Annotated in this window: 21 protein-coding genes; 17 read left to right on the forward strand and 4 right to left on the reverse strand. The window is 48.5% G+C overall.

Going from position 1 to position 23,686, the window contains the following annotated elements; translation table 11 throughout:
- The first annotated feature begins 226 nt into the window (after nucleotides 1–226).
- Together ACFSDB_RS04160 and ACFSDB_RS04165 are read left to right on the forward strand one after the other, a co-directional pair.
- Nucleotides 227–1,237, forward strand: a complete 1,011-nt coding sequence (locus tag ACFSDB_RS04160) for a hypothetical protein (RefSeq protein WP_204890843.1) — start codon at nucleotides 227–229, stop codon at nucleotides 1,235–1,237.
- A gap of 98 nt (nucleotides 1,238–1,335) precedes the next feature.
- The gene (locus ACFSDB_RS04165) at nucleotides 1,336–2,430 is read left to right on the forward strand and encodes a threonine aldolase family protein (protein ID WP_204890842.1); all 1,095 of its coding nucleotides are present in this window, start codon (nucleotides 1,336–1,338) and stop codon (nucleotides 2,428–2,430) included.
- 50 nt (nucleotides 2,431–2,480) lie between these two features.
- Here the strand turns inward: ACFSDB_RS04165 and ACFSDB_RS04170 are convergent, their stop codons facing one another.
- Together ACFSDB_RS04170 and ACFSDB_RS04175 are read right to left on the reverse strand one after the other, a co-directional pair.
- Nucleotides 2,481–2,882, reverse strand: coding sequence for a GIY-YIG nuclease family protein (locus ACFSDB_RS04170; RefSeq protein ID WP_204890841.1), 402 nt, complete (start codon nucleotides 2,880–2,882; stop codon nucleotides 2,481–2,483).
- Nucleotides 2,883–3,094: 212 nt separating this feature from the next.
- Nucleotides 3,095–3,835 (reverse strand): hypothetical protein, encoded by a 741-nt coding sequence (locus ACFSDB_RS04175; protein ID WP_204890840.1) that lies wholly within the window; start codon nucleotides 3,833–3,835, stop codon nucleotides 3,095–3,097.
- A 469-nt stretch (nucleotides 3,836–4,304) separates the two neighbouring features.
- Here ACFSDB_RS04175 and ACFSDB_RS04180 point away from each other — a divergent pair, with 469 nt between their 5' ends.
- The 12 genes from ACFSDB_RS04180 to ACFSDB_RS04235 all read left to right on the forward strand — a co-directional run bounded on the left by ACFSDB_RS04180 (nucleotide 4,305) and on the right by ACFSDB_RS04235 (nucleotide 17,621).
- Nucleotides 4,305–5,312 carry a peptidoglycan bridge formation glycyltransferase FemA/FemB family protein gene (locus tag ACFSDB_RS04180; protein ID WP_204890839.1) on the forward strand — a complete coding sequence of 336 codons (1,008 nt, stop codon included), beginning with the start codon at nucleotides 4,305–4,307 and terminating at the stop codon, nucleotides 5,310–5,312.
- Between the two features lie 354 nt (nucleotides 5,313–5,666).
- On the forward strand, nucleotides 5,667–6,542 hold the full coding sequence (locus ACFSDB_RS04185) for a lipid II:glycine glycyltransferase FemX (protein WP_377339220.1): 876 nt from the start codon (nucleotides 5,667–5,669) through the stop codon (nucleotides 6,540–6,542).
- Nucleotides 6,543–6,861: 319 nt separating this feature from the next.
- Nucleotides 6,862–8,376 carry a murein biosynthesis integral membrane protein MurJ gene (gene murJ / locus ACFSDB_RS04190; RefSeq protein ID WP_204890837.1) on the forward strand — a complete coding sequence of 505 codons (1,515 nt, stop codon included), beginning with the start codon at nucleotides 6,862–6,864 and terminating at the stop codon, nucleotides 8,374–8,376.
- A gap of 47 nt (nucleotides 8,377–8,423) precedes the next feature.
- Nucleotides 8,424–9,707 (forward strand): hypothetical protein, encoded by a 1,284-nt coding sequence (locus ACFSDB_RS04195; protein WP_204890836.1) that lies wholly within the window; start codon nucleotides 8,424–8,426, stop codon nucleotides 9,705–9,707.
- Nucleotides 9,704–10,990, forward strand: a complete 1,287-nt coding sequence (locus ACFSDB_RS04200) for a nucleotide sugar dehydrogenase (protein WP_377339223.1) — start codon at nucleotides 9,704–9,706, stop codon at nucleotides 10,988–10,990. Before ACFSDB_RS04195 ends, ACFSDB_RS04200 begins: the two co-directional genes overlap by 4 nt.
- 11 nt (nucleotides 10,991–11,001) lie before the next feature.
- Nucleotides 11,002–11,622: a sugar transferase gene (locus ACFSDB_RS04205; protein WP_204890835.1), complete on the forward strand. Its 621-nt coding sequence runs from the start codon at nucleotides 11,002–11,004 to the stop codon at nucleotides 11,620–11,622.
- 71 nt (nucleotides 11,623–11,693) lie between these two features.
- Nucleotides 11,694–12,872: a glycosyltransferase family 4 protein gene (locus tag ACFSDB_RS04210; protein ID WP_204890834.1), complete on the forward strand. Its 1,179-nt coding sequence runs from the start codon at nucleotides 11,694–11,696 to the stop codon at nucleotides 12,870–12,872.
- Between the two features lie 36 nt (nucleotides 12,873–12,908).
- Nucleotides 12,909–13,970 (forward strand): hypothetical protein, encoded by a 1,062-nt coding sequence (locus ACFSDB_RS04215; protein ID WP_204890833.1) that lies wholly within the window; start codon nucleotides 12,909–12,911, stop codon nucleotides 13,968–13,970.
- Nucleotides 13,971–14,003: 33 nt separating this feature from the next.
- On the forward strand, nucleotides 14,004–15,179 hold the full coding sequence (locus ACFSDB_RS04220) for a glycosyltransferase family 4 protein (protein ID WP_204890832.1): 1,176 nt from the start codon (nucleotides 14,004–14,006) through the stop codon (nucleotides 15,177–15,179).
- 68 nt (nucleotides 15,180–15,247) lie between these two features.
- Nucleotides 15,248–15,514 carry a YciI family protein gene (locus ACFSDB_RS04225; RefSeq protein WP_204890831.1) on the forward strand — a complete coding sequence of 89 codons (267 nt, stop codon included), beginning with the start codon at nucleotides 15,248–15,250 and terminating at the stop codon, nucleotides 15,512–15,514.
- A 170-nt stretch (nucleotides 15,515–15,684) separates the two neighbouring features.
- A complete protein-coding gene (locus tag ACFSDB_RS04230) occupies nucleotides 15,685–16,392 on the forward strand; it encodes a GDSL-type esterase/lipase family protein (RefSeq protein WP_377339227.1) in 708 nt (235 codons plus the stop codon).
- Between the two features lie 680 nt (nucleotides 16,393–17,072).
- A complete protein-coding gene (locus tag ACFSDB_RS04235; protein ID WP_204890830.1) occupies nucleotides 17,073–17,621 on the forward strand; it encodes an HD domain-containing protein in 549 nt (182 codons plus the stop codon).
- A gap of 25 nt (nucleotides 17,622–17,646) precedes the next feature.
- Here ACFSDB_RS04235 and ACFSDB_RS04240 read toward each other — a convergent pair whose 3' ends face one another.
- Nucleotides 17,647–17,865, reverse strand: coding sequence for a hypothetical protein (locus ACFSDB_RS04240; protein WP_204890829.1), 219 nt, complete (start codon nucleotides 17,863–17,865; stop codon nucleotides 17,647–17,649).
- Nucleotides 17,866–18,078: 213 nt separating this feature from the next.
- On the opposite strand from ACFSDB_RS04240, the gene ACFSDB_RS04245 reads away from it, so the two are divergent.
- A complete protein-coding gene (locus ACFSDB_RS04245) occupies nucleotides 18,079–19,779 on the forward strand; it encodes a DUF2334 domain-containing protein (protein ID WP_204890828.1) in 1,701 nt (566 codons plus the stop codon).
- A 144-nt stretch (nucleotides 19,780–19,923) separates the two neighbouring features.
- Here ACFSDB_RS04245 and ACFSDB_RS04250 read toward each other — a convergent pair whose 3' ends face one another.
- Nucleotides 19,924–20,940 carry a LysM peptidoglycan-binding domain-containing protein gene (locus ACFSDB_RS04250; RefSeq protein ID WP_204890827.1) on the reverse strand — a complete coding sequence of 339 codons (1,017 nt, stop codon included), beginning with the start codon at nucleotides 20,938–20,940 and terminating at the stop codon, nucleotides 19,924–19,926.
- A 262-nt stretch (nucleotides 20,941–21,202) separates the two neighbouring features.
- On the opposite strand from ACFSDB_RS04250, the gene ACFSDB_RS04255 reads away from it, so the two are divergent.
- Both ACFSDB_RS04255 and ACFSDB_RS04260 read left to right on the forward strand, forming a co-directional pair.
- Nucleotides 21,203–22,564: an APC family permease gene (locus ACFSDB_RS04255; RefSeq protein ID WP_204890826.1), complete on the forward strand. Its 1,362-nt coding sequence runs from the start codon at nucleotides 21,203–21,205 to the stop codon at nucleotides 22,562–22,564.
- Between the two features lie 210 nt (nucleotides 22,565–22,774).
- Nucleotides 22,775–23,653, forward strand: a complete 879-nt coding sequence (locus ACFSDB_RS04260; RefSeq protein ID WP_204890825.1) for a DUF1028 domain-containing protein — start codon at nucleotides 22,775–22,777, stop codon at nucleotides 23,651–23,653.
- Nucleotides 23,654–23,686 lie beyond the last annotated feature (33 nt).

The following is a 23,686-nucleotide window of genomic DNA, read 5'->3' on the forward strand; positions in this document are numbered from 1 at the left end:
ACTTAGGGAGCTGCTTGTTTTTTTATTGATTACTTATGAACTAAAATTAAAAATAACGAATAAATATAAATTAACTGAATTTTAACGTCAATTTAACCTGTTATTAATATATTGGAGGGGCCAGATAGAAGAACGGAGGTGAAACAGGGCCGGCATATATAAAGGTGCGGAACTGCTAAAGCCATTGGTAAGGCTATCCAGCCGGAAAAAGGGAGGAGGAGAAGAGGTGCCATTCTATTATGTGGCTTCAAAAGGAATCCTGGGCATTAAAACGAACATAAAAAATTTTAAATGGTGTTTTGGAAGTGATATGCCGGAAGGGACAGAAGAGGAGTATTTGGACTGTGCGGTGAAAATCCATGTAGTTTTGGAGAATTTCAACGATGATGAAAAACTCAAAACGATGGGCAGGTACCATTATTTCAATGGCTCTCCTGGCGGAGATGAGGTCCACTATACCCGGAAACTGCCGATGAACCAGAAAATGCGCTTCAAGGCAGAGAACCTGATGTCGGACGAAGCAAAGATCACGGTCAACAAAGCGTATTACAAACTCATCACGCACCGTATCATGAATTTGCATTCCATCCACTATATTGCCACGGACCTGGCAGCGCTGCTGCTATTGAAAAAAGGGTTCGCCCCGATCCATTGTTCCGCTTTCAAGAAAGGCGAAGAAACAGTGGCGATATTTGCGCCGCCGGATACCGGGAAGACCTTGAGTGCTGTCACTGCCTGCATGGAATTGGGTGCAAGCTTCATTGCTGAAGACATGGCCATAACGGATGGGAAAACGATTTTTGCCGTGCCTTGGACCAATTCGTTCTGTCATTATACCCATAACAGCAAAAAGGACAAGAACCGGGATCCGAAGGCTGAAACCGCAGAAGACAAGAAAAGGCAAGGAATCCTTTCCGCGCCTGTCACCCATGTGGCGGTCCTCGAAAAAGGGGAGGACGAGACGGCGCAGCTGCCGGAAAGCATTGCCATTTCCAAATTGATGAACTTGAACCGGTATGAATTCAATTACCTGCGGTCCCCGCTGCTGACGGCGTATGAATTCTTCAACCCCGGGCTGATGATCGACGAAGGGCTCGCCAAAGAACGGGAAATCCTAACCGCTCTTGTGCAAAATAGCAAGCAGACATTTACGCTGAGAAGGGAAAATCCGACGCATTATGCAAAATCACTGTTGTCCGAGATGTCTCCCGAAACGGCTGCTGCGTCCCTTCAGTGAAAGGTTCGGAAAACCGCCTCTACAAGAGGCGGTTTTTTAATCCGGAAAAATGGTATATTGATTGCAGCGATTACCATGATAAAGGGGCGGGGTACATAATGGACGAAACAACATTGCTTAAGGAAACATACGGGAAGACAGCTTTTCAATTGTCGGGGCACGGTTCACGGAATGCATCGGTGCTGAAGAAAGCTTTCGAGGGGATACCGGATGAATTTGAATCGGATAAATACGGAAGCGGAGAAGTGATCGAAGAGTTCCACTCGAAGATCGCGGGAATCCTGGGCAAAGAAGCGGCCGTATTTTTTCCGAGCGGCACCATGGCTCAGCAGATCGCTTTGCGCATCCATTGCGATGAACGGGGCAGCAAGAAAGTGGCTTACCATCCACTCAGCCATCTTGAAATCCACGAAGAAGATGGGCTGAAAAAACTCCACCACATTGAAACGGTGCTGGCAGCGGACAAAGACCGCGTCGTCGGTCTGGCGGATATCCAAGCGCTTGAAGAAGGAGTGGCTTGTGTGCTGCTGGAATTGCCGCAGCGGGAAATCGGCGGGCAATTGCCGAGCTTCCTTGAACTCCAAGAAATAGCTGCGCATTGCCAGGAACGGGGCATTAAACTGCATTTGGACGGAGCCCGGCTGTTTGAAGTGCTGCCTTATTACGGGAAGACGGCAGCCGAAGTGTGTGCGCTTTTCGACAGCGTCTATGTGTCGATGTATAAAGGGGTCGGCGGAATTGCGGGGGCAGTCCTTGCAGGCACCGAAGATTTCTGTGCCGATTCCACCGTCTGGAAACGGCGCTACGGCGGAGATTTGATTTCCTTGTATCCGTATATCGTTTCAGCAGATTATTATTTTGATCAGCGAATAGGAAAAATGGAAAGTTATTTCGAGTCAGCAAAAGAGCTGGCCCGCCTTTACAATGCCGCGAGCGGTATCTCCACCTTGCCGGAAGAACCAGTATCCAATATGTTCCATGTCCATTTCAATGAACCCAAAAACCGGGTTGCCCTGATTCTTGCAGATGTCCATGAATCGTCGGATGTCGGCCTGACGAGCTATCTGGCGGATCGGGCTGATGGCAAAGGGTGTTCCTTTGAAGTGAGTCTTGGAGATTTGTATAGCGGCGTACCGCAAGAAAAAATCATCAAGGCATTCCAGCTGCTTGATGAAAAGATGAAAACTTTATAAAGGCATGCCTGTCCGGCGCGTTCTGCATAAAAGCAGGGCGTGCCGGATTTTTAAGACGTATACCATTTTTTGTAAGCGGGGCTCAATGTGTAGCAAAGCATGTGCTCCACCACTTCACGGGTTTCCGGCCCTTCGATTTCCACCCAGTGGATTGAAATGGATTGAGGGATTTCCGATGTTTTAGCCGGTTCTTCACCCGTTTTTTTCAGCTTGGCGAAATGGCGGCGAATGCGATTGTAGATGGGTGCACCTTTTCCGATATAGAGGATCTTTTCATCAGAGTCGCAGAAGATGTAGATGCCTTTTGCCATGCCCATGTGCTTTTTGAGTTTATTCAGGTACTGGGCAGTCTCTGCAGAATAAAGGAATGGAACATTTTTAATCGATTTCCACTTTTCTTTATCGAAAGCATAATTTTCTTTTTTAAGCAGTTCATTGATTTTTTCTTTCATTCCTTTTCCCCCCGTTGCTGTCTAAATCGTAAATCGAGAATGCGCAAATAATGGCTTTTCTTTATATGATTCTTATTCTAACCAATCGAAAACAATTTAGCGATACTATTCAAAATTTTGATGAATAATCATATTATTTTGACAAATAAAAAGAAGGCTCCTTTTGCGGTGGAAGCTTAAGGGGCCTTCTTTGCTAGGAAGAGGTAAAAGCTTCAAAGTCCTGCGGTCTGTTTCAGAATGTCCCGGCGCAATTTGTTTTTTCGATCCTCATATTCTTTTGACATCTTTTCAGCTTCAGCTGCCGGCAATCCATTCTTTTTGAGTTCCTGCTTCATGACTTCCATAAGGGCATAAAACATTTTGTCTGTCCGATCCTCAAGTTTTGAAGCAGCGGAACTGTATTTATTATAGAAGTAAGGGTAGCTGATCTTCTGGTCATTCGCCTCCATTTCGAGGTATTCGCTGACGGCAAGGTCGATCAATGCATCCAGCTTTCCATGAGCTTGGCTTTCCAGTTCGGAGATGGCCGGATCGTATTTTACCCGTATCTGTGCGGCGGTCATCTTTTTGGAAGATTTTTTTCCCGCAAATGCGGCATATGATTTTACCGCTGCTTTTCCGGATGCATCGGTTTTCACTTTCCTTCCTTTTGTTCCGCTATTATCGCTGCTTACTGATGCAACTGCCAAGTCGCTTCTCTCGGTAGAAGGGAAGCCTTCAGTGAAAGCCTCGATTTTCTCTGTACCGTCCTCGTCTGTCACGTGGCGGATCAGGTTGCCGTACTTGTCCAGGATGATTTTGGATCCGTCTGCCAATTCGATGACGTATTCTTCTTCCGCCACTTCATCAACTGCAGCGTCTGTTGTGTCGTAATCCTTGAATTCAAAAAGGTACGCGATGTAAGCGCCTAGCGCAATGACAATGATTCCGAACGCAATGCCGAATTTTTTCATTTCACCATCCTCCTAGTGTTGAATCGGATACGAGGGCAGAGCAGCAGCAAGAAATGGATTGAATATTAATCCGGTAGAATGAATTAACTGAATCTTATCACAAATAAATGTGAAAGACAATACAATTTATGGTCAAAAAGCTCGATAGAAAATACCGGAAAAAGCAAAATAATATCCAGTAAAATATTTTATTATCCATATAATTCTTTTTTATAAAGAGGATTTGGGCGACTTCGATGAATGGACAGTGAAAATGAAAGAATTTTTACCAGACAAAAGAAAGTTCAGTCAATCATTCTAGTCTTTTTAAGCTGAAAGGACTATAATATTTACACTAATCAAATTATTCGGAAATCCAAAATGATGTATTCCATATCGCTCAATTGGTTATATGAGCAAACTACTTTGACCGCTGGATGTTGCGGCGATTCATTCAGTTACATCGCGCGAAAAGAAAAGGGGCATCGGGATGAGAGATATTTATTTTGAAAAGGATTATGGAAAACTTTTTGAAGAAATCGAGCATGGGATAAGTGAAGTGTATGAATTCACTCACCAGTCGGGGAGAATACGCCACCTTTTCATCAAAAGGGAAATCCCGTTCACCGTCGCTGGAAAAGTCTATTATGATTTGGTCACGCCGTATGGATATGGGGGACCCCAAGTGCTCGAATGCAGGAAGGGGCAGAAGCAGGAGCTAGTGGCCGCTTTTGAAGATGAATTCCGGCAATATTGCTTGGATAACAGGATTGTCAGTGAATTCATCCGGTTCCATCCGGTCTTCAAAAATGCTGAGGATTTCAAAGAATGCTATAACGCAATATTCCTGCGTGAAACGGCAGGCACCAACTTGAAAGATTTCCAAGATCCGGTGGAAAGCGAATTCTCGAAATCAGCCAGAAAAAATATCCGGCAGGCATTGAAAGCAGGAGTCGAATTCAAAGCGACACACCATCCAAAGGACCTTACGGAATTCAAGAAGGTCTATTATGCTACTATGCTCCGAAACCAAGCAGATCCGTATTATTTTTTCGGGGATGCTTATTTCAGCAAGATGGAAGAGCTGTTCGGCGAAAATCTCCTGCTGGTGGAAGCGGTCTATGAAGGACAGGTAATCGGAGCAGGCCTTAATTTCGTCTACAATGACATTGCGCATACCCATCTTTCGGGTACGCTCGAACAATACCATCATCTTTCACCGGCATACGGGCTTTATTATGCGCTGGCGGTCTGGGCGAAAGAACACGGCGTAGAAGTGATTCATGGAGGCGGAGGGCGCAGCAATCGTCCGGAAGACAATCTGCTTTTGTTCAAAAAACAATTCGGCAGGAATACCGTTTTCCAGTTCTGGGTGGGCAGGAAAATCTGGAACAGCGCAATCTACAGTGAACTGTGCAATGAAGCTGGTGTGAGCGAAGAAACGGAATTCTTCCCCGCCTACCGGACAGTCGCCGCCAAAGAATATAATCGGGTTTAAAAACTTAAAAAGCCCAGTTCCTTTATGGAACTAGGCTTATTCTAATGGCAAATAATAAAATGAGGGTAAAAAGTGTTATTTTGATGCTTTTACCTAGAACTTTTGAATCTGAACAGCTATAATGAAGGCGTGAAAAGAATTCTGATAATTCAATTTTATTTCGTTAACCGTAGAATACATGTCGGCAGATTATGGAAATATATAGAGAATGGGGCTGATCAATTGAGAGATTTATACTTTGATGAAAAATATGGCCGATTATATGAGGAGATTGAGGATGGGACATGCGAAATTTATGAATTCCAGCATCCTCTCGGAAGCATCCGGCATATGTTCATTAAGCGGGAAATCCCTTTGAGAATCAACAACCAGACTTACTATGACATTGTCACTCCGTACGGCTATGGCGGTCCATTGATCGAGGAATGCTCGGAAAGCGGAAGAGAGGAATTGGTGCAAGCATTCCATGATGCTTTCCGGGATTATTGCGAGCAAGGGAACATAGTCAGCGAATTTATCCGTTTCCAGCCGGTCATCGATAATGCATCCGATTTCGAAAATTGCTATGAAGTCGTCTATATCCGCAATACTGTCGGCACAAATCTGAGGGCTTACGATGACCCGGTACAGAAGGAATTTTCCAAATCGACCAGGAAAAACATTCGAAAGGCATTGGAAGCTGGCGTTGAATACCGGGTGACGGCAAATCCCGAAGACATCAAAGAGTTTCAGGGCATCTATTATGCGACAATGAGGCGCAATAATGCGGATACCTATTATTATTTCGATGAAGATTATTTCTCTAAACTGCTCAGCCATTTCGGGGGAAATATGGTCCTGGTCGAAGCCTTGTATGAAGGGAAAGTCATTGGCATGGGATTGAATTTCGTCTATGACCGCATCATCCATACACATTTGTCCGGTACGCTTGAAGAATTTCATCACTTGTCGCCGGCTTATATCCTGCAATATGCGCTCGTAGTTTGGGGAAAGGAAAATGGCATCGATCTAATCCACGACGGAGGCGGGAGGACGAACAGCCTCGACGACAATCTATATCTTTTTAAAAAGCAATTTGGCAAGAATACGGGATTTAAATTCCATATCGGGAGGAAAATCTGGAACCAGGAAATTTATGACGAGTTGTGCAGAGCGGCGGAAGAAGAACCCGAAGCGGATTTCTTCCCGGCCTACCGCACGAAGAAAATGAGGGATTACAAAAAAGTCTAGCTCCATACCGCATGGCAAAAACGGCATTCCGGAAGTTTTCGGAGTGCTTTTTTTATTTTTCCATAAAGTATTTTAACTATTAAAACAATTTAACCTGCATTTAACCTGCTCCTTCTAGTATGGACTCAATAGCAAAAAGCAAAGGGGGAGAGCTGGAATGTTTCACTTGAAGAGGTTAAGCGCTGCTGGCCAGCGCACCGGCTTCCACTATGCAATCCAGTGCGCACCCTCGGATTGGGAACTGCCGTAGAACGCTGCTGGCCTATGGCAGCTTGAAGAAAACTGTATATCAATCTTGGAGCAAATGAGGTAGAGAATTATGGAAAAAACCGTCATTGCGCTAATGACAGTAATTGTGATGACCAAAGTGCTTGGCTTTTCAAGGGACATCTCCCTTTCCTATTTTTACGGCGCGGACGGCTTGACCGATGCGTACCTGATTTCACAGACCATCCCATCTGTGCTGTTTTCATTCGTAGGCATGGGGATAGCGGCGAGCTTCATACCAATCTATACCAAGATCAATGAGCACCAGGGAATCAAAGAGGCGAACCGCTTCACGGCCAACCTGACCAATATTGTGATGCTCTTGTCTACGGTGATCGTCGTAGGGATGCAATTGTTTCCGGTGCAAATCGTGAAGGTTTTTGCCAGCGGCTTTGAAGGGGAGACGCTGAAAATTGCTGTCGATTTTACGCGCATATCCGCTTTCAGCATTTATTTCACCGCGTTGGTCTACATCTTCAATAGCTATCTGGATGTCAACAAGCGGTTCTTGGCGACTGTCCTGAGCGGCCTGCCGCTGAATCTGCTGATCATCTTCTTCATTTACCTGAGCCACGAAGTGAACTTTTACTTGTTGTCAATCGGCTCGGTTCTTGCGGTTGTGGTTCAGTTCCTGTTCCTGCTGCCGTCGATCCGGAAATCGGGCTACCGGCACAGCCCGGTCGTCAAGCCTGCCGAACAGAATGTCCGGAAGATGCTGCTGCTGGCAGTCCCGGTCATCATCGGCGTATCGGCAGACCAGATCAACGTACTCGTCGATAAAACACTGGCTTCCCAGATAACAGAAGGCGGCATTTCGGCCCTGACGTATTCCCACCGCATTGTCTTTTTCATCCAGGCCATCTTTGTTACCGCCATCGTCACCGTCATGTTTCCCAAAATCTCCAAGCTGGCGGTCAAGAAAAACATCGAACAGCTGAAGGACATCGTCGGAAAAATCATCACCACCATCGCCTTGCTCGTCATTCCAGCGACATTCGGCTTGATGATCTTTTCCCGCCAAGTGACGGAGCTCCTGTTCGGCCGCGGCGCTTTCGAGCAAGATGCAGTGATCCTGACGTCAGGTGCACTGTTCTTCTATTCAATCGGGATGCTCGGGTTTGGCCTGCGGGAAGTGCTCGCGAAAGTGTTTTATTCGCTGGAAGACTCCAGGACCCCGATGATCAGCGCATTCTTTGCGATGTTCCTGAACGTCGGGCTGAACATTTTCCTGTCACGGATCATGGGCATCAACGGGCTGGCGCTCGCCACAAGCCTTGCCACACTTGCCAGCACGGGCCTGCTGTATGTATCGCTCGTCCGGAAAGTCGGTTCGTTGAACACCCGGAAAATCGTTCTGGATCTTGCCAAATCGATTGCCGGTTCAGCAGTGATGGCCCTTGCGGCTAAAAGTGTATTTGACTATATCGCCCAAAGCCATTCCGAACCCCTGGCATTAGCTTGCGGAGTAGGGACTGGCATCATCGTCTACGGGATCATGCTGTGGCTTCTCCAACTCAGCGACGTCGCCTATTACAAAGCCCGGATCCAGGCATTGGCGAAAAGATGATGGGCGGTTTCCGATAAAACAAACAGATTTCCGGGGGTGTTCAAGCCATGTTTTACGTATTCGCATTCTTTCTGTTAGAAATACTGGCCACTTATCTTATCAAGGACTTCATCCCTCTCGGCGATGCATACGGCATGATGCTGCTGCTGGCGAGCATCATCGCCATCACGCTGTATCTCTACCGGGTGCTCGAGAAGGAATGGCTCATGCTGATTTTCGCCGGATTCGTGGTGCGGGTCATCGTGCTGTTCATCGACCTGTATGTGCCTTCGATCCAAATTTTCTCCAGCGGGACGGACACGGAATATTTCCATGAAGTATCGCTACTCATCGCAAACGGCATGTTCCCGCTCGAAGACGGTGCAACGAATTATGTGCCATTCCTGTCGGCGATCTACTACATGATTGGGGACCAGCGGCCGTTCGCCCAATTCCTCAACGTGGCGTTCTGGGTATTTTCCGCCGTCTACCTGATGAAAGCGCTGATCCACCTGCAGATTGACAAAAAGCTGATTTTTACGGCACTCCTTATTTTCACAGTAATGCCAAACAGCATTTTCATGTCGAGCATCCTGCTCCGTGAATCGATCATCATTTTCCTGATTACGGTTTCGCTTTATCACTTTATCCGCTGGTTCGCAGACGGGACATTCCCGAACTTCCTAATCGCCATCGTTCTGGCGCTCGGTTCGATGATGTTCCACTCGGGCATGATTGGATTTGTCCTGGCTTATGTCCTCGCGTTCCTGTTCCTGAGCAAGAGCGGATCCAAGAAAATATCGCAGAACGTGCTGTTCATCCTGTTTCTGGGGCTCCTGGTCCTGGTCATGGCCCAGAATGCGGAAATGTTCCTGAGCAAATTCATCGATGCGGAAGGGAATAACGCTGTCTCGGACCTTGAGATTTCAGGCGAAGGGGGCTCGATGTACCTGTCCAGCTTCAACGGCATGAGCGGTGCCGTCGCTGTCATGGTCGCGCCGATCAAGATGTTCTATTTCATGTTTTCACCAATTCCGCTCGATTGGCGCGGACTTGGTGACATCGTCAGCTTCCTGTTCGATTCGTCGGTCTACCTGTTTTTGGTCGGGGCGACAATCTACGGCCTTTTCAAAAGCGATATGCCGATGCGCAATAAGATCTTTATCCTGATGTTCCTGGCCATCACTGTCCTGGTGTACTCCTACGGTACACAGAGCGCCGGAACCGCGATGCGCCATCGCAATAAAATCATCCCGCTCCTGCTGATCACGTTCACCATCGCAAACAGCAAAGGGCTGCTTCAGATGGCGGAAGGCCGCTTCAGAAGGAAAAAAGAGGAGAAAGCAACATGATGATCGACAACCTGGTAGTCGCAGTCGTCGGCGTGGGGCACGTCGGCCTGCCAGTCGCAGTAGCTTTTTCCAAAAAATATGACGTAATCGGTTTTGATATCAGTGAGAAGCGGATCGAAAAACTGAAAGACGGCAAGGATGACACCCGCCAGTTCCAAAGAGAAGAGTTGAAGGGGAGCAGCATCCATTTCACTGCCGACCCTTCGAGGATCGGCGAGGCGGGCTTTGTCATTATTACGGTGCCAACCCCGCTGGATGAAAATGACCAGCCGGATCTCACCTCGCTGAAGCGGGCTGCCAAAACGGTCGGGGAGAACATGAAAAAAGCGGCGGTCATCGTTTTCGAATCGACCGTCTTTCCGGGCACGACCGAGGAAATCTGCATTCCGCTGCTCGAGGAATACTCCGGGTTTGAAGCGGGGGTTGAGTTCTTTGTCGGCTATTGTCCGGAACGCTTCAATCCGGGAGAACGAAAGACGCCGATCACCAAAATCAGGAAAGTGGTTGCCGGGCAAAGCGAAGCGGTGCTCGAATTCGTGGCAGCTGTCTATGGCAATGTGCTCGATGCGGGAATTTTTAAGGCGAAATCCATCCGGATCGCAGAAGCAGCCAAAGTCATCGAGAATACCCAACAGGACGTCAACATCGCCCTGATCAATGAATTCTCCATGATCTTCAACCGGTTGGGGATCGATACCGGGGATGTGCTGGAGACAGCAGGAACGAAAAAAAGCTTCTTGAAATTCACCCCGGGTTTCGCCGGTGGGCCGAGGCTTGGCACCGATTCCTATTATCTGGCGCATAAAGCGAATGCGGCCGGCTACAATCCGGAAATCATCATGGCTTCCAGGCGCGTCAACGACGGAATGGGAAGCTATCTCGCCTGCCTCATCGCCAAAAAAATGGCGCGGCGGGGTTTGGCTGCCGGCACGCGGCTGACGGTGCTTGGCGTGTCGTACAAGGAAGACAATGGCGACCTGAGGAATTCGGGCGTAATTGAAGTGGTCTGGGAACTTGAGGAATACGGTTTTGAGGTCCAAGTAGCAGACAGTTGCGCAGATCCTGGTGAAGCGGATGAGCGATACGGACTCGTCCTGACGCCGGAGCAGCAGTTGCTTCCAGCTTCTGCAATTATCTTAGCGATTCCACATACTTCTTACAAAGAAGCTGGCTGGCCGATGATAAGAGAGCTGCTCGCTGGCGGCACGGGGATGGTTTTTGATATAAAAGGCGTCCTGAACCCAACTGAAAAGCCTATGGATATTGAATTGTGGCGACTCTAGGAGGAATGAAAATGACAATCCGAACGACCGAAGCGGTAAAGCGCAAAACGAAATGGGAGCAAATCCCCAAACGGATCTTTGAGTTTACGGCAGCGTCTGTGATGCTTGCCGCCTTGCTGCCGGTATTCGCAGTAATTGCCGGATGCATCAAGATGGAATCGAAAGGGCCGGTGTTTTTTACGCAGGTCCGCGGCGGCAAAGACAATGTCCACTTCACCATCTTTAAATTCCGGACGATGACGGATGATCCAGCGCTGAGGAATGACGAAATCGAAGTGCTGGCGACCGATGCCCGCATTACGAAAGTCGGCCATGTTCTACGGAAGTACAGCTTGGACGAACTGCCGCAACTGATCAATATCATCAAAGGCGATATGTCATTTGTGGGTCCGCGGCCGACTTTGACGTCCCAGACGGACCGCTACGACGCGCATCAGATGCAGCGGCTGCTGGTCAAACCCGGCGTGACCGGCTGGGCGCAGGTCAGCGGGCGGAATTCGCTGAGCTGGAGAGAGAAAATCGAGCTGGATATCGAATACATCCAGCGGCAAAGCGCACGGTTCGACTTTTACATCCTCATGCTGACGGTCTTGAAAGTCTTCAAATCCGAAGGGGTCTACGGCGATTCGTAAGCCTGGCAGAAACCGAAGAAGGGACGGTCCGAAACGCCTATAGCTGAATAATATCAGGGGAGAGAAGCCATATGGGGACAAAAGTGATTTATGCAGTGACGATAGCAGAAAGCCTGGTATTTCTTAAAGGGCAATTGAAATACCTGGAGGGCCGGGGATATGAAGCTGCAGCGGTTTGTTCCGACGGGCCGTATACCGATGAATTCGAACAGCAGGAAGGGACTCGGGTGATGCGGCTCGGCATGGAACGGGATATTTCATTGAAAAAAGATTTGAAATCGCTGGTCGAATGCATCCGGATGATCCGCCGGGAACGCCCTGATATCGTCAATGCCAGCACGCCAAAAGCGGGGCTGATCGTCACGCTCGCAGCTTATCTGTGCGGCGTGCCAATCCGGATCTACACGATGAGAGGGCTCCGAATGGAGACGACATCCGGGATCAAACGCCGGATTTTACTGACAGCAGAGAAGATTGCGGCCGGTGCTGCGACCCATTGCCTGGCAATCTCGGAAAGCCTGAAGGATCAAGTTGTTGATTTCAGGATCGCCAGTTCCGACAAAGTCTCTGTGCTGGGCCGGGGGAGCGGGGACGGCTTTGATGTGTCGAGATTCCATGAAAGCAGCGAACTGCTTCGGAAAGTGGAAGACCTTAAGAATAAGTATGGCATTTCAAAAGACAGTTTCGTACTCGGATTCACCGGCAGGCTGACTAAAGACAAGGGCATTGTAGAACTGGTGCAGTCCTTTAACAAACTGAAGGCTTCCTATGGGAACCTGAAGCTTTTGATCGTCGGCGAGTATGACCAGACTGATCCCGTGCCGGAAGAAGCGCGAAATGAAATTGAATCGAATCCGGATATCATCCATGCCGGATTCCAAAGAGATCCCATTCCCTATTTTCATCTCATGGATGTCTTTGTGTTCCTGACCAAGCGGGAAGGGTTCGGCAATGTTTCGATTGAGGCGGCACTGAGCGGCGTGCCGGTCGTCGTTTCGGGAGTAACAGGCGCGCGGGACACCATTGTGGACGGGAAGAGCGGCTTCTTGGTCGATCCGGAAAACGAAAAAGACATCCGGGAAAAGCTGGAGCTTCTGATTTTGGCGCCTGAACTGCGCGGTCGTATGGGGGAATTCGGCCGCAAGTGGGCAGAAGAGAATTTCAGCAATGAGACGATCTGGCAAGAGCTCGACCAGTATTACCATAGCTGCATTGCAGAAAACATGCGGCCGGCCAGACAAGGTTTTTAAGGGGAAATCTACATGCGGAACTGAGGAGGAGTTTAAGTGGATCATTACTATATAGCGGCAAAAGGGATTTTAGCGATCAGAACGAATGTAAAAGATTTCAAGTGGTCATTCGGCCATAACATGCCGGAAGCGGCCAAGGAAGAATACGACGCCTGTAAGGTGAAACTCCATTTGGTCGTCGAGGATTTCAACGAGGACCACCAGCTGGCGGAGCTCGGCAAATACCATTATTTCAACGGAAATCCGAATGCCGAAAAAATCTATTACACCCGCGATTTTGCGATGCGCAAGAAACTGCGCATCAAAGCAGAGAATCTGTTGTCCGAAGAACCGACAATCACATTCAATAAAAACTACTATAAATTCATCACGCACCGGATCATGAATTTGCATTCGGTCGGCTATATCCTGACAGACTTGGCGACGCTTCTCCTTTTGAAGAAAGGGTACGCCCCGATCCACTGTTCAGCGTTCAAGAAAGACGGCTCATCCGTAGCGGTATTCGCACCGCCAAGCACCGGAAAAACATTGAGCAGCATGATGGCTTGCATGGACCACGGCGCCCAATTCATTGCGGAGGACCTCGCCATTACAAATGGCCAGGAAATCTTCTCCGTGCCGTGGACCAGTACATTCCGCTTTTATTCGAATATGGAACAGAGCACCGCATCCAAATTGAAAAATCGGGCGACGAAGATCATCCCGCCGCTCGAATATATTTCATTTTCAAAAGCCAAGCCGGTCACCGATTATGTGGCCGCTGCGTCCATTCTCGATGCGGAAACCGTGACGCATGTTGCAATCCTTGAAAGGGGAACGGACGAAGTGGCTCTTGAACCGGCTGAAGAGGCGGTCCGGAAAATGCTGAACTTGAACCGCAATGCATTCCACTACTTGAAGTCGCCTTTCCTGACAGCTTATGAATTCTTCAATCCGGGATTGGACATCGAGGAAGCGGCGAAAAACGAGAAAGCGATACTCGAAAGCCTGGTCCATAACAGCAGCAAAGTGTTCAGCGTCAAAAACGTGAACCCGACCGATTATGCACATGTTTTGATCGAAGAAATCAAGCAGGAAACATTTGTGGAAGCGAATTGAAAAAAGCTGATACAAGAGAGGGATGAGGGGGACATGGCAGCTAAAATTCTGCAGGCGGTAACGATTGCCCAAAGCTTGAAGTTGATGAAGGGCCAGCTGGCCTATTTGGAAAGCCAGGGCTATTCAGCCAAAGCGTTGAGCTCGAGCGGCAAGTTCATTGAAGAGTACGAGGCGGCCGAAGGCGTGAAAGTCCTGACGGTGGAAATGGAGCGGGAAATCTCCCTGCTGCAGGACCTGAAGTCGCTTTTGGCTTGCATCAAGCTTATCCATCAGGAACGGCCTGACATTGTCAGTGCGGGCACTCCAAAAGCCGGGTTGATCGTAACGCTTGCAGCCTTCCTGTGCGGGGTGCCGGTCAGGGTCTATAATGTGCTGGGCTTGCGGCTGGAAACGACAAGCGGCCTCAAACGGCACATCCTGCTGCTGGCAGAAAAGATTGCTGCTATGTCTGCGACCCATGTAGTTGCGGTGTCCCCCAGCCTGAAGGTTCAGCTTGTCGCTTTAGGAATCGCAAACGAAGAGAAAATTTCCATATTCGGCCAAGGCAGCTATAATGGATTCGACCTGGAAAGCTTTCAGCAAAAAGAAAAGCTGTCTGTTGAAATGAGCAGTTTGAAAAAAAGGTATGGGCTGAAGGAAAGCAACAAGGTCATCGGCTTTGCCGGCAGAATGACAAAAGACAAGGGCATTGAAGAAATGGTGGATGTATTCCTTTTGTTGCACAAAAAGGACCCAGACCTCCGCCTGCTCCTCATGGGGGACTTCGAGGAAGGCGATCCCGTGAATGAGGCGACCCGAAAAGAGATTGAGGAAAACGATGCCATCATTTTTGCAGGCTATCAGCATGACCCAGTCGCCCATTATTTCCTGATGGACGTCTTCCTGTTCCTGACAAAGCGCGAAGGGTTCGGCAATGTCTCGCTTGAAGCGGCGCTTGCCGGCGTCCCGGTCATCGCGGCAGACGTGACAGGGGCAAAAGACACCGTTATAGAAGGAGAGACCGGCTATCTGGTCAATCCCGATGAGCAGGCAGATGTGCTCGCAAAGCTGGAACGCCTCCTGTCTGATCCGGATCTCAGAAAGCGCCTTGGGGAAAACGGCAAGGCGTGGGGAGAAGCAAATTTCAGCAACCAGGATATCTGGCGCGAAATGGACCATTTCTACCGGCAACAGCTTGCTGCATCGTCTGCTGCTTTGGAACAGGCATGAGCAGCACTGTGAAGAATCGCTTCCTTGAGGGCTGTCTTTTGGTGTAAATTAGAAGGGGGTGATTGAACATGAAATATTTTGCGGTGCTGCTGCCTATGAAGGACAGCGGGAAAAGCACGGAATTCCGCCCGCAGCATTTGGCGTTTCTTGAAGAGATGCGCGGCGCAGGCCATGTCCGGGTGAACGGGAAATTCTTAGATGGATCTGGCGGCCTTGTCATTTACCAGGCGCCTTCCTACGCGGACTGCGAGGAATTGGTCAAGCTCGATCCGTACATACAGCAAGGGGCACGGGATTACGAAATCAAAGAATGGGAAGCGGTCTGGGCTGACTGATCAGCCGCGGTTCTAGTCTCCAGCCAGGCAATTTGCCTGGTTTTTTTATGTTTCAAAAGCCATCCATCCAATCAGGATGAAAAACAATATGTTTAAATCACTTCCCTGAAGGAAATATTGTTAATTATGCATCATGCATTAACAACTAGAGAAGCGGGAAGTGGATAAGCTTGAAAACGAAAAAAATTGTACTGGCGGTTTCAATGGCATTGAACATCATTTTGATCGGAGCGGCCCTCTGGATCATCAATGCACAAGGCGGCATGAAATTTGTAAGCGAACAGCTGAAAGCGGTGGGTTCGGACAAAGGATTCCCTGAATATTATGTGCAGAAAAAATCGATCTTTGAAGCACTGGATACTCCGGAAGCGGATAAGATTTTCCTGGGCGACAGCATTACCGACCATGGAGAGTTTCCGGAATACTTTCGGGATGAAAGGGTGCTGAACCGAGGGGTTGCGGAAGACACTTCAAAAGGGGTCTTGAACCGCATCGATGAAGTGGCAGGGCGGAAGCCGAAAGAAGTCTACGTCATGATCGGCGTCAACGATATCGCGGCAGGAACAAGCATGGCGTCATATAAGAAGAACATGGAACGGATCATCCAGTCATTTGATCCGAAAGAAACCCGTGTCGTGGTCCAGTCGATTCTGCCGGTCAACACCGAAAGTTTCAACAACGAAATCTCAAATGAAAAGATCCACCAGTTCAATGAAACACTCGAACAACTTGCCAAAGACAACGAAGCGGAGTACGTGGATCTTCATCCGCATTTCGAAGACGAAAACGGCCAGCTGATAAAAGCCATCACCATCGACGGAATCCATTTAAAAGGGAAAGGCTATGACATGTGGGTGGAGCAGTTGGAAAACAGATGATCCACTAAAAGGCTGTGCAGCAATTAGGATTGCTGCACAGCTGAGCTTGTAGACAAAAGAATAATTTTTCAATTTGATGAATAAAACTAATGGAAGCTGTGTTGGGTCCTCCACTTCAGGCGGACGCTTTCAGCGGGCTCGCGCCGAACTAACTCGGACTAGCGTCCGAGTGGATTTCGGCACTTCGCTGTCCCGCTGGAGTCGCCGCCTTCCGTTCCGGACTTCGAGCCAGTAGTTTGTACTCAGCAGGTCTAAGCAGAACCAGTATCCTAACCTCATCTTTTAGATACAGGAGACGCTCCCGACCGGGTTGGCCACGGAGACTCCTGTGGGAGCAGTGAAGGAGCGAAGCGACTGAGCGACTCGTGCTGAAGACCCTGGACTGAGCGTAGCGAATGTTTTTTCAATTTGCGACGAGTAATCGCAGGAGCAAGGGAAGCGGCTGAAGCCGAGCCCACGGAAAGCGAAGTGGCCAGCCCGGTCGGGCTTATGCATCCCTATTCATTCAAATTAGACTTTGTCTACAGTCTGGGCTGTGCAGCAATTAGGATTGCTGCACAGCTTTTTTGCTATTTCGTTTATTCGAAAGAAACAATCGGGTTCTTCTAATCTTTAAAAAGACGTGAAAATCCTCTCTGCCGGCAATCCGCGTTATACTGGAAAAAGAGAGGGGTGTTTGCATGGACAAATCGATTGATGGAGCCATTCAATTTGCAGCAGTGAAGCACAGGGGGCAAGTGAGAAAAGCTACGGATCTTCCGTACATCAGCCATCCGTTTGCTGTCGCAATGATGCTGCAGGAAGCGGGGCATCCGAAAGAAGTTATCATGGCCGGAGTGCTGCACGATACACTGGAAGACACATCCGCAACCGAAGAAGAAATCAGGGCGTTGTTCGGCGAGGAAGTGCTGGCACTTGTCATTTCGGCATCCGAGCCGGACAAATCACTGCCGTGGGAAGACCGGAAGCGCCATACCTTGTCCGAACTTGCATTCCGCTCGGACAAAGAACTGGCAGTCATCATCGCGGACAAACTGCATAACCTGCGGTCGATCCGATTGGATGTTGAAGCGCATGGCGAAGGTGTGTGGGCCAGATTCAACCGCGGCAAAGACCAGCAGTCCTGGTACTACAACGGGATTATCAATGCTGTGGTAAATCGGAGGGAGCAGCTTCCGCTCATTGAAGAGCTTGAATATGAAGTCGCCGCAGTTTTTTCGGGCAAATAAAAAACGCCTGGAATTTCCAAGCGTTTTACAAAAAGAAAATCAGATACACACCGACAAGAATGACGGCTGCTGCATAAAAGGCGAATGATTTTTTCGTCTTTTGGTGGTAATCATATTTGCTGAGGCGTTCGGCGCCTTTTTTCTTCGTGGCCTTGTTCGCTTTGATGTGGCTGGACAAGCCAAGGAAAAGGAAAATAGCTGCTAGCGCCAGCAGAAGGATTTCGATAATCAAGTTCACTTCCAAATCGATTCATCTCCATAAATTGATTGTATTTATATAATAATTCCTAGTATGCATTATAATATTTTTAGACGAAAAAGACTACCGCTAAAAAGAGTGCGGGCTATGCCTTCGCTCTTTTTAACGTTCCACACTAGAAAGAGAAGCATCGGACAGGTTGATGGATAGACGCTATCTGTTACCATTCCCTATTAAATGATGGAGGATACCAAGAGAATGAAAAAAAGAAAGGTGCGGGAGATGAAGAAATTAGCTGTGATCATACTTATTTTTGCTGTGTCATACCCGATGCTCCAAGCGGCTTTACCGGCTAATGCTGCAGAAAAAGAAATCCGTTTACTGATCTTGCACAGCCTTTCGGCAAAAGAGCAGGACGATGAAGTGTATATGCTGGATATGCTGGCTGGCCACTTTACTGATTCAGCCACGATTATGTCTTTGGAGGATGCATTAAAGAAGCGGGATGAAGAAAAATATACCCACATGATTTATTTGAGGCTGGATACAGACGCGCCTGAGATGCCGGAACTTTCTCTTATTAATTCATTCCAGGGTTCATTGTATCTGATCGGCAACCGGTTGGATGCATTCGGCGTTTCCGATGGAATGGAGATCAAGGAATACATAGAAATTGACCGGATTTACAAAGATGAAGAAGCGTTCGGTTTGGATAACGCGAAAAGTGTCATGATGTTTGATGCTTATGAGGATGCCACTGTGTATTTTCAAGGAAATGCAGATGGCCACTTGTTTCCTTTGATATTTGAAAAAAACGAAACGTTTTATGCAGCTACGCAGTCTATAACTGGCGAATTCACGGAATTCCTCGGGGAATCTCTATTCGATTTCTTTGAAAAGGAGCGCGGCAAGCCGCAGAAGTTTTTGCGCCTTGAAGATATCCATCCGAAATACGATCCTGCAGCGCTCCAAGAAATCGGCGATTATTTAGCTGAGCTGGGAATCCCTTATGCGATCACGGTCATTCCGGTCTATACGAACCCGGAAACGGGCGAAAGAATTTCCTTATCCGAGTCGGATGAGCTCGTGGAGGTGCTGCAGAACATGCAAAAACAGGGAGCGAGCATCATTTTACACGGTTACTACCATCAATACCGCGATTCAGAAACGGGAGAAGGTTCGGAGTATTGGGATATGGAAAACGATCGGCCGATCTATCAGCCTAAAAATGATCCTGTCTTCAAAAGGGAAGACTTTGCGAGCGACCAAGAATACCGGGAGTTTTTGAAAAAAGGAGCCCGATTCGAAGAGCGGTATATTGCGGATACGATTGAAAGGGGCATCTTCGACCTTGTCAATGAAGGATTGTATCCCGTCGCTTTTGAGGCGCCTCATTATGCTATCTCGCAGGCGGGGTATCAGGTAGTTTCTGATTACTTTTCAACTTATGTAGGCCAAGTGCAAATATCCGATGAAACGTATGAAGCAAGCTTTACGCCGGTATTTACAAGCACACCTTCCAAATTATCCGGTATGCAGGTGATACCCGAAGGTATGGGGTATATCGAGGCGGATAATCCGGAATCGGTTGGCAACATGATGAAGAGAGCAGAACGCATATCCGTTTTTTCTGATAGTAAACTATCTTTTTTCTTCCATCCATACATCGGAATTAAGAAATTTAAAGAAGTGATGGAGGGAATGGAGAAGTACGAAGAATACGGCTGGTTCGATTTAAGGTCGATGAACAATAAGGCAGCAGCCGAAGGAATCGCCATTCAGACAACCGGCGGGGCGGTGAAGGCGGACCGGTCGATAAATACTATTATCAAACAGGAATTCGAAAATCTATGGGGGTTCGCGATCCCGGTTTTCGTGGTTGTTCTCATCCTGCTCCTATCGATGAACGGCATTCGGAAAAAGAAGAAGGCAGAAAGATTTTCTGCAAAACCGGAATAGGGGGCAGCCGTTTCAAAAATCCGACATGCTATGCAGCGACGTTCCTTTTCCATCCACTATTTTATTGCCTCATAAAAAAACAAGCATCCGCGCTGAAGCAGATGCTTGTTTTGGTGTCTTCGGATTTATCATTTCGCCAGCGAATCATTTCGGTATCACCAGCACCTGGCCGACGAAGATAATATATGGGCTCGGGATTTTATTGGCGGCTGCAATTTTAGCGACTGTTGTATTGTATGTCCGGGCGATGCTGTAAAGCGTATCGCCGGATTTCACGGTGTATTTAACGACGGCGGCTGGCGGGGCTGGCGCTTTCGGGATGATCAGCACCTGTCCGACTTTAATGAGATTGTAATTCGTAATGTTGTTCGCTGCAGCCAGACTGGAAACGGAGATATTGTATTTCCGTGCGATGCTGTAAAGCGTATCGCCGGCTTTGACGGTATAGGTGCTTCCGCCCGATTGCTGCAATTTCAACAACTGGGAAACCGTGACGAACGAATAGCCTTTTGCTTTCAGTTTAGAAATCATGCCGGGCAATGCGCCCGGGGTTCCGGAAGCGCCTGCGCCGGTATGCATCAGGACAATCGAACCGGGCACGATATTGTTGACCACTTTATCCGTGATCGCTTTGGATGAAACGCCTTTCCAGTCGACTGTATCGATATTCCACTGGATCGTATGCGTGTATCCGGCAGCGCCGACCCGGCTCAGTACTGTGGCGTTAACGGCTCCGAACGGTGCCCGAAACAGCGGTTTGGTCGATTTTCCGGTAAAGGCTTTAATAATCGATTCCGTCTTGTCGAGCTCCGATTTCACTTGGGTGGCGGTCAGTTTGGTGAAGTCTGGATGCGAAAATGAATGGTTGCCGATCTGGTGGCCGTGCCCGGCGATATAGCGGATCGAATTCGGATGGTTGCGTGCGCCGGAGCCAGTCAGGAAGAACGTCGCTTTCACATTATTCGCGGCAAGCGTCCGGAGGATCGTGTTGATATTCGTGCCGTCTGAACCGTCATCAAAAGTCAATGCAACCACTTTGCTGGTGGTCGGAACTTTGGTGACGAACGTAGAAGCGGCGGCTTCCGCCTTGAATGAAAATGACAGCAAGGTGAATAAAACCAGTGACAGTGCTGCGATAACCTTGAAGTTTTTGCTCCCCATATTGATTCCCCCTCTTATATACCGCTGGAAAGCCGGGTATGTATATGGATGAAGATATACCTATGGATGTGCTTTTAAATTGAAAATTCAGACTTTTATAGCTCTATTATATCACCCTTTAATGTCGGAAGATAGCAGAATATATGTATAACGATAAATATTTGCGGTCAAAAAATTGTTATTTCGAGTGTCGAAAAAGATTTACAAAACTTTTCCATAGATGTAGAATTAATTATTCTGACAATTGAAAGGGGATAGGAAAATGGAAGAGAATAATGGACAGCAGGTAGGTGAAACAGGGTATAAGCAGGAACTGAAGCGTGCGCTGACTTTTTGGGATCTCATGATTTACGGTCTGGTGTTCATGGTTCCGATTGCGCCTTTCGGCATCTATGGCATCATCGCACAAGGTTCGAACGGCATGGTGGCACTCGCCTATCTGATCGGGATGGTCGCCATGATTTTCACGGCGCTAAGCTATGCCACAATGTCGGAAGCATTCCCGATTGCGGGTTCAGTCTATTCTTATGCGCAGCGGGGCATCAATGACGCGGCCGGTTTTATCGCAGGCTGGCTCATACTGTTGGATTATATTTTCGTTCCGGCACTTTTGTATCTGGTCAGTGCTGCGGCATTGAACGATATTGTGCCGGAAGTTCCACTGGTGGTCTGGCTGCTCCTATTCATCAGCATCAATACAGTCATCAACGTCATCGGCATCGAATTCACCGCGCGGGCGAATAAAATCATTATTGTATTGGAACTTATCGTATTGGCCATTTTTGTTTCCGTCGGGATATTCGCAATCATCCAAGGCGTCAACGGAGCGGAATTCACATTCAAGCCGCTTTACGATGCAGATAACTTCAGCCTCGGGCTGGTCATGGGTGCCGTGTCGATCGCGGTGCTCAGCTTCCTTGGGTTCGATGCCATCGCTACGTTGGCGGAAGAGTCGAAAGGCGGCCGGAAAGCGGTTGGGAATGCCATCATCGTATCGCTCTTGGTGGTCGGTGTGCTGTTCATCATCCAAACATGGGTGGCGGCATTGATCTGGCCGGACTATACGACATTCGAAAATGCGGATGTCGCCTTTTACCAGATTGCTGAAATAGCCGGCGGCCCTTGGCTGAAGTGGCTGACAATCATCGCAACGGCTGTCGCATGGGGGATTGCCGATGCACTCGTGGCCCAAGCGGCCATCTCGCGCATCCTCTACAGCATGGCGCGGGACCGGAAATTGCCGAAGATGCTGTCCAAAGTCCATCCGAAATTCAAGACGCCTTGGGTCAGTACAATCTTAGTGGCCATTATTTCATTGGCAGTGACAGTGTTTTTCGCGAACCGCATCGGGGAACTGGCTTCCGTCATCAATTTCGGCGCGCTGTCAGCATTCCTGTTTCTCCACATTTCAGTAATTGTGTATTTTATCAAGAAAAAGAAAAGCAAGAATTACTTCAAGCATTTGGTCCTTCCGCTCATCGGCTTTGTCATCATTGCTTATGTCTGGTGGAACCTCGATGCCTTATCGAAACAGCTCGGGTTTGCCTGGCTGGCCATCGGCATCATTTATCTGCTTTTCCTGAAGCTCACGAAACGGGATACGAAACTGAATTTAGGGGAATGAAAAATGCCGCTCCAAAAGAGCGGCTTTTTAATGGCTGCCATTTCCTTTCAGGGATAGAAATGTGTTTGGTCCATTAAATAGGAAACATTATATTTAGCTTCTTATCTAAAATATTTTGTGCTATTCTTTTCGGTAATCGGCACTTTCAAAAGACAGTGGGGATGGAAGAGGGCTGATCGGCATCCAGTTCATACAAAGGGGGAATTCAGCATGATACGAAATAAGATAAACAAAGACCAATTGGTAGCGACGTTTTCGATTGTCGGGGCCGACCCGAGAACCGGTGAAGTGGGGGTGGCCGTGCAGTCGAAATTCCTGGCAGTCGGCGCTATCGTCCCATGGGCGAAAGCGAATGTCGGCGCAGTGGCGACCCAGTCGTGGGCGAACACTTCATACGGGCCAAGAGGACTCCAATTGCTCGAGCAGGGCATGTCGCCGGAAGAAGTCATTGCGGCGCTCGTACTGGACGATGAAGGAAAGGACTTGCGCCAAGTGGCGGTCATCAATGCGGACGGGGAAGCGAGTGCCTTCACAGGTTCTGAATGCTACGACTGGGCGGGTCATAAAGTAGGACGTAACCATTCGGCCCAGGGCAATATCCTGGTCAGTGAAGACACGGTGAAAGCGATGAGCGAAACTTTTGAACGCGCGGAAGGCACATTGGCGGAACGCCTGATCGAAGCTCTGGCTGCTGCGCAGCAAGCTGGGGGCGATAGCCGCGGCAAGCAATCGGCGGCCGTATATGTCCTGCAGGAAGGGGCAGGCTACGGCGGCTATAACGATGTCAAAGTCGACCTCCGCGTCGATGATCATCCGGAGCCGATCGAAGAATTGCAGCGCCTGTACAAGCTGCACGAATTGTTCGGCACGCCTGCTGAAGTGTTCCTCGATCTGGAAGGGGACGTTTTCGAAGATGTGAAGAGGCAGCTCGTGAAACTCGGATTCCTTGATACCGCCGATTACCCTTCTTATGACGGGACTGTAAAAGAAGCGCTAAAGACATTCGCCTTGCGCGAGAACTTTGACGACCGTTGGACCGAGGAAAATCAAATTGACGAGAAAGTTTTTGCATTTTTACAAGAGAAATAAGAACAGCCCGCTGGAATGATTTCAGCGGTCTGT

The sequence above is a fragment of the Planococcus chinensis genome (assembly GCF_042681545.1).
Lineage (GTDB): Bacteria > Bacillota > Bacilli > Bacillales_A > Planococcaceae > Planococcus > Planococcus chinensis.

Coding starts and splice junctions, on each gene's coding strand:
- ACFSDB_RS04255 (WP_204890826.1), top strand. CDS start 21,203: ATGGAAGAGAATAATGGACAGCAGGTAGGTGAAACAGGGTATAAGCAG.
- ACFSDB_RS04235 (WP_204890830.1), top strand. CDS start 17,073: ATGGACAAATCGATTGATGGAGCCATTCAATTTGCAGCAGTGAAGCAC.
- ACFSDB_RS04220 (WP_204890832.1), top strand. CDS start 14,004: ATGGCAGCTAAAATTCTGCAGGCGGTAACGATTGCCCAAAGCTTGAAG.
- ACFSDB_RS04205 (WP_204890835.1), top strand. CDS start 11,002: ATGACAATCCGAACGACCGAAGCGGTAAAGCGCAAAACGAAATGGGAG.
- ACFSDB_RS04225 (WP_204890831.1), top strand. CDS start 15,248: ATGAAATATTTTGCGGTGCTGCTGCCTATGAAGGACAGCGGGAAAAGC.
- murJ (WP_204890837.1), top strand. CDS start 6,862: ATGGAAAAAACCGTCATTGCGCTAATGACAGTAATTGTGATGACCAAA.
- ACFSDB_RS04180 (WP_204890839.1), top strand. CDS start 4,305: ATGAGAGATATTTATTTTGAAAAGGATTATGGAAAACTTTTTGAAGAA.
- ACFSDB_RS04200 (WP_377339223.1), top strand. CDS start 9,704: ATGATGATCGACAACCTGGTAGTCGCAGTCGTCGGCGTGGGGCACGTC.
- ACFSDB_RS04260 (WP_204890825.1), top strand. CDS start 22,775: ATGATACGAAATAAGATAAACAAAGACCAATTGGTAGCGACGTTTTCG.
- ACFSDB_RS04210 (WP_204890834.1), top strand. CDS start 11,694: ATGGGGACAAAAGTGATTTATGCAGTGACGATAGCAGAAAGCCTGGTA.
- ACFSDB_RS04195 (WP_204890836.1), top strand. CDS start 8,424: ATGTTTTACGTATTCGCATTCTTTCTGTTAGAAATACTGGCCACTTAT.
- ACFSDB_RS04170 (WP_204890841.1), bottom strand. CDS start 2,882: ATGAAAGAAAAAATCAATGAACTGCTTAAAAAAGAAAATTATGCTTTC.
- ACFSDB_RS04175 (WP_204890840.1), bottom strand. CDS start 3,835: ATGAAAAAATTCGGCATTGCGTTCGGAATCATTGTCATTGCGCTAGGC.
- ACFSDB_RS04250 (WP_204890827.1), bottom strand. CDS start 20,940: ATGGGGAGCAAAAACTTCAAGGTTATCGCAGCACTGTCACTGGTTTTA.
- ACFSDB_RS04165 (WP_204890842.1), top strand. CDS start 1,336: ATGGACGAAACAACATTGCTTAAGGAAACATACGGGAAGACAGCTTTT.
- ACFSDB_RS04245 (WP_204890828.1), top strand. CDS start 18,079: ATGAAAAAAAGAAAGGTGCGGGAGATGAAGAAATTAGCTGTGATCATA.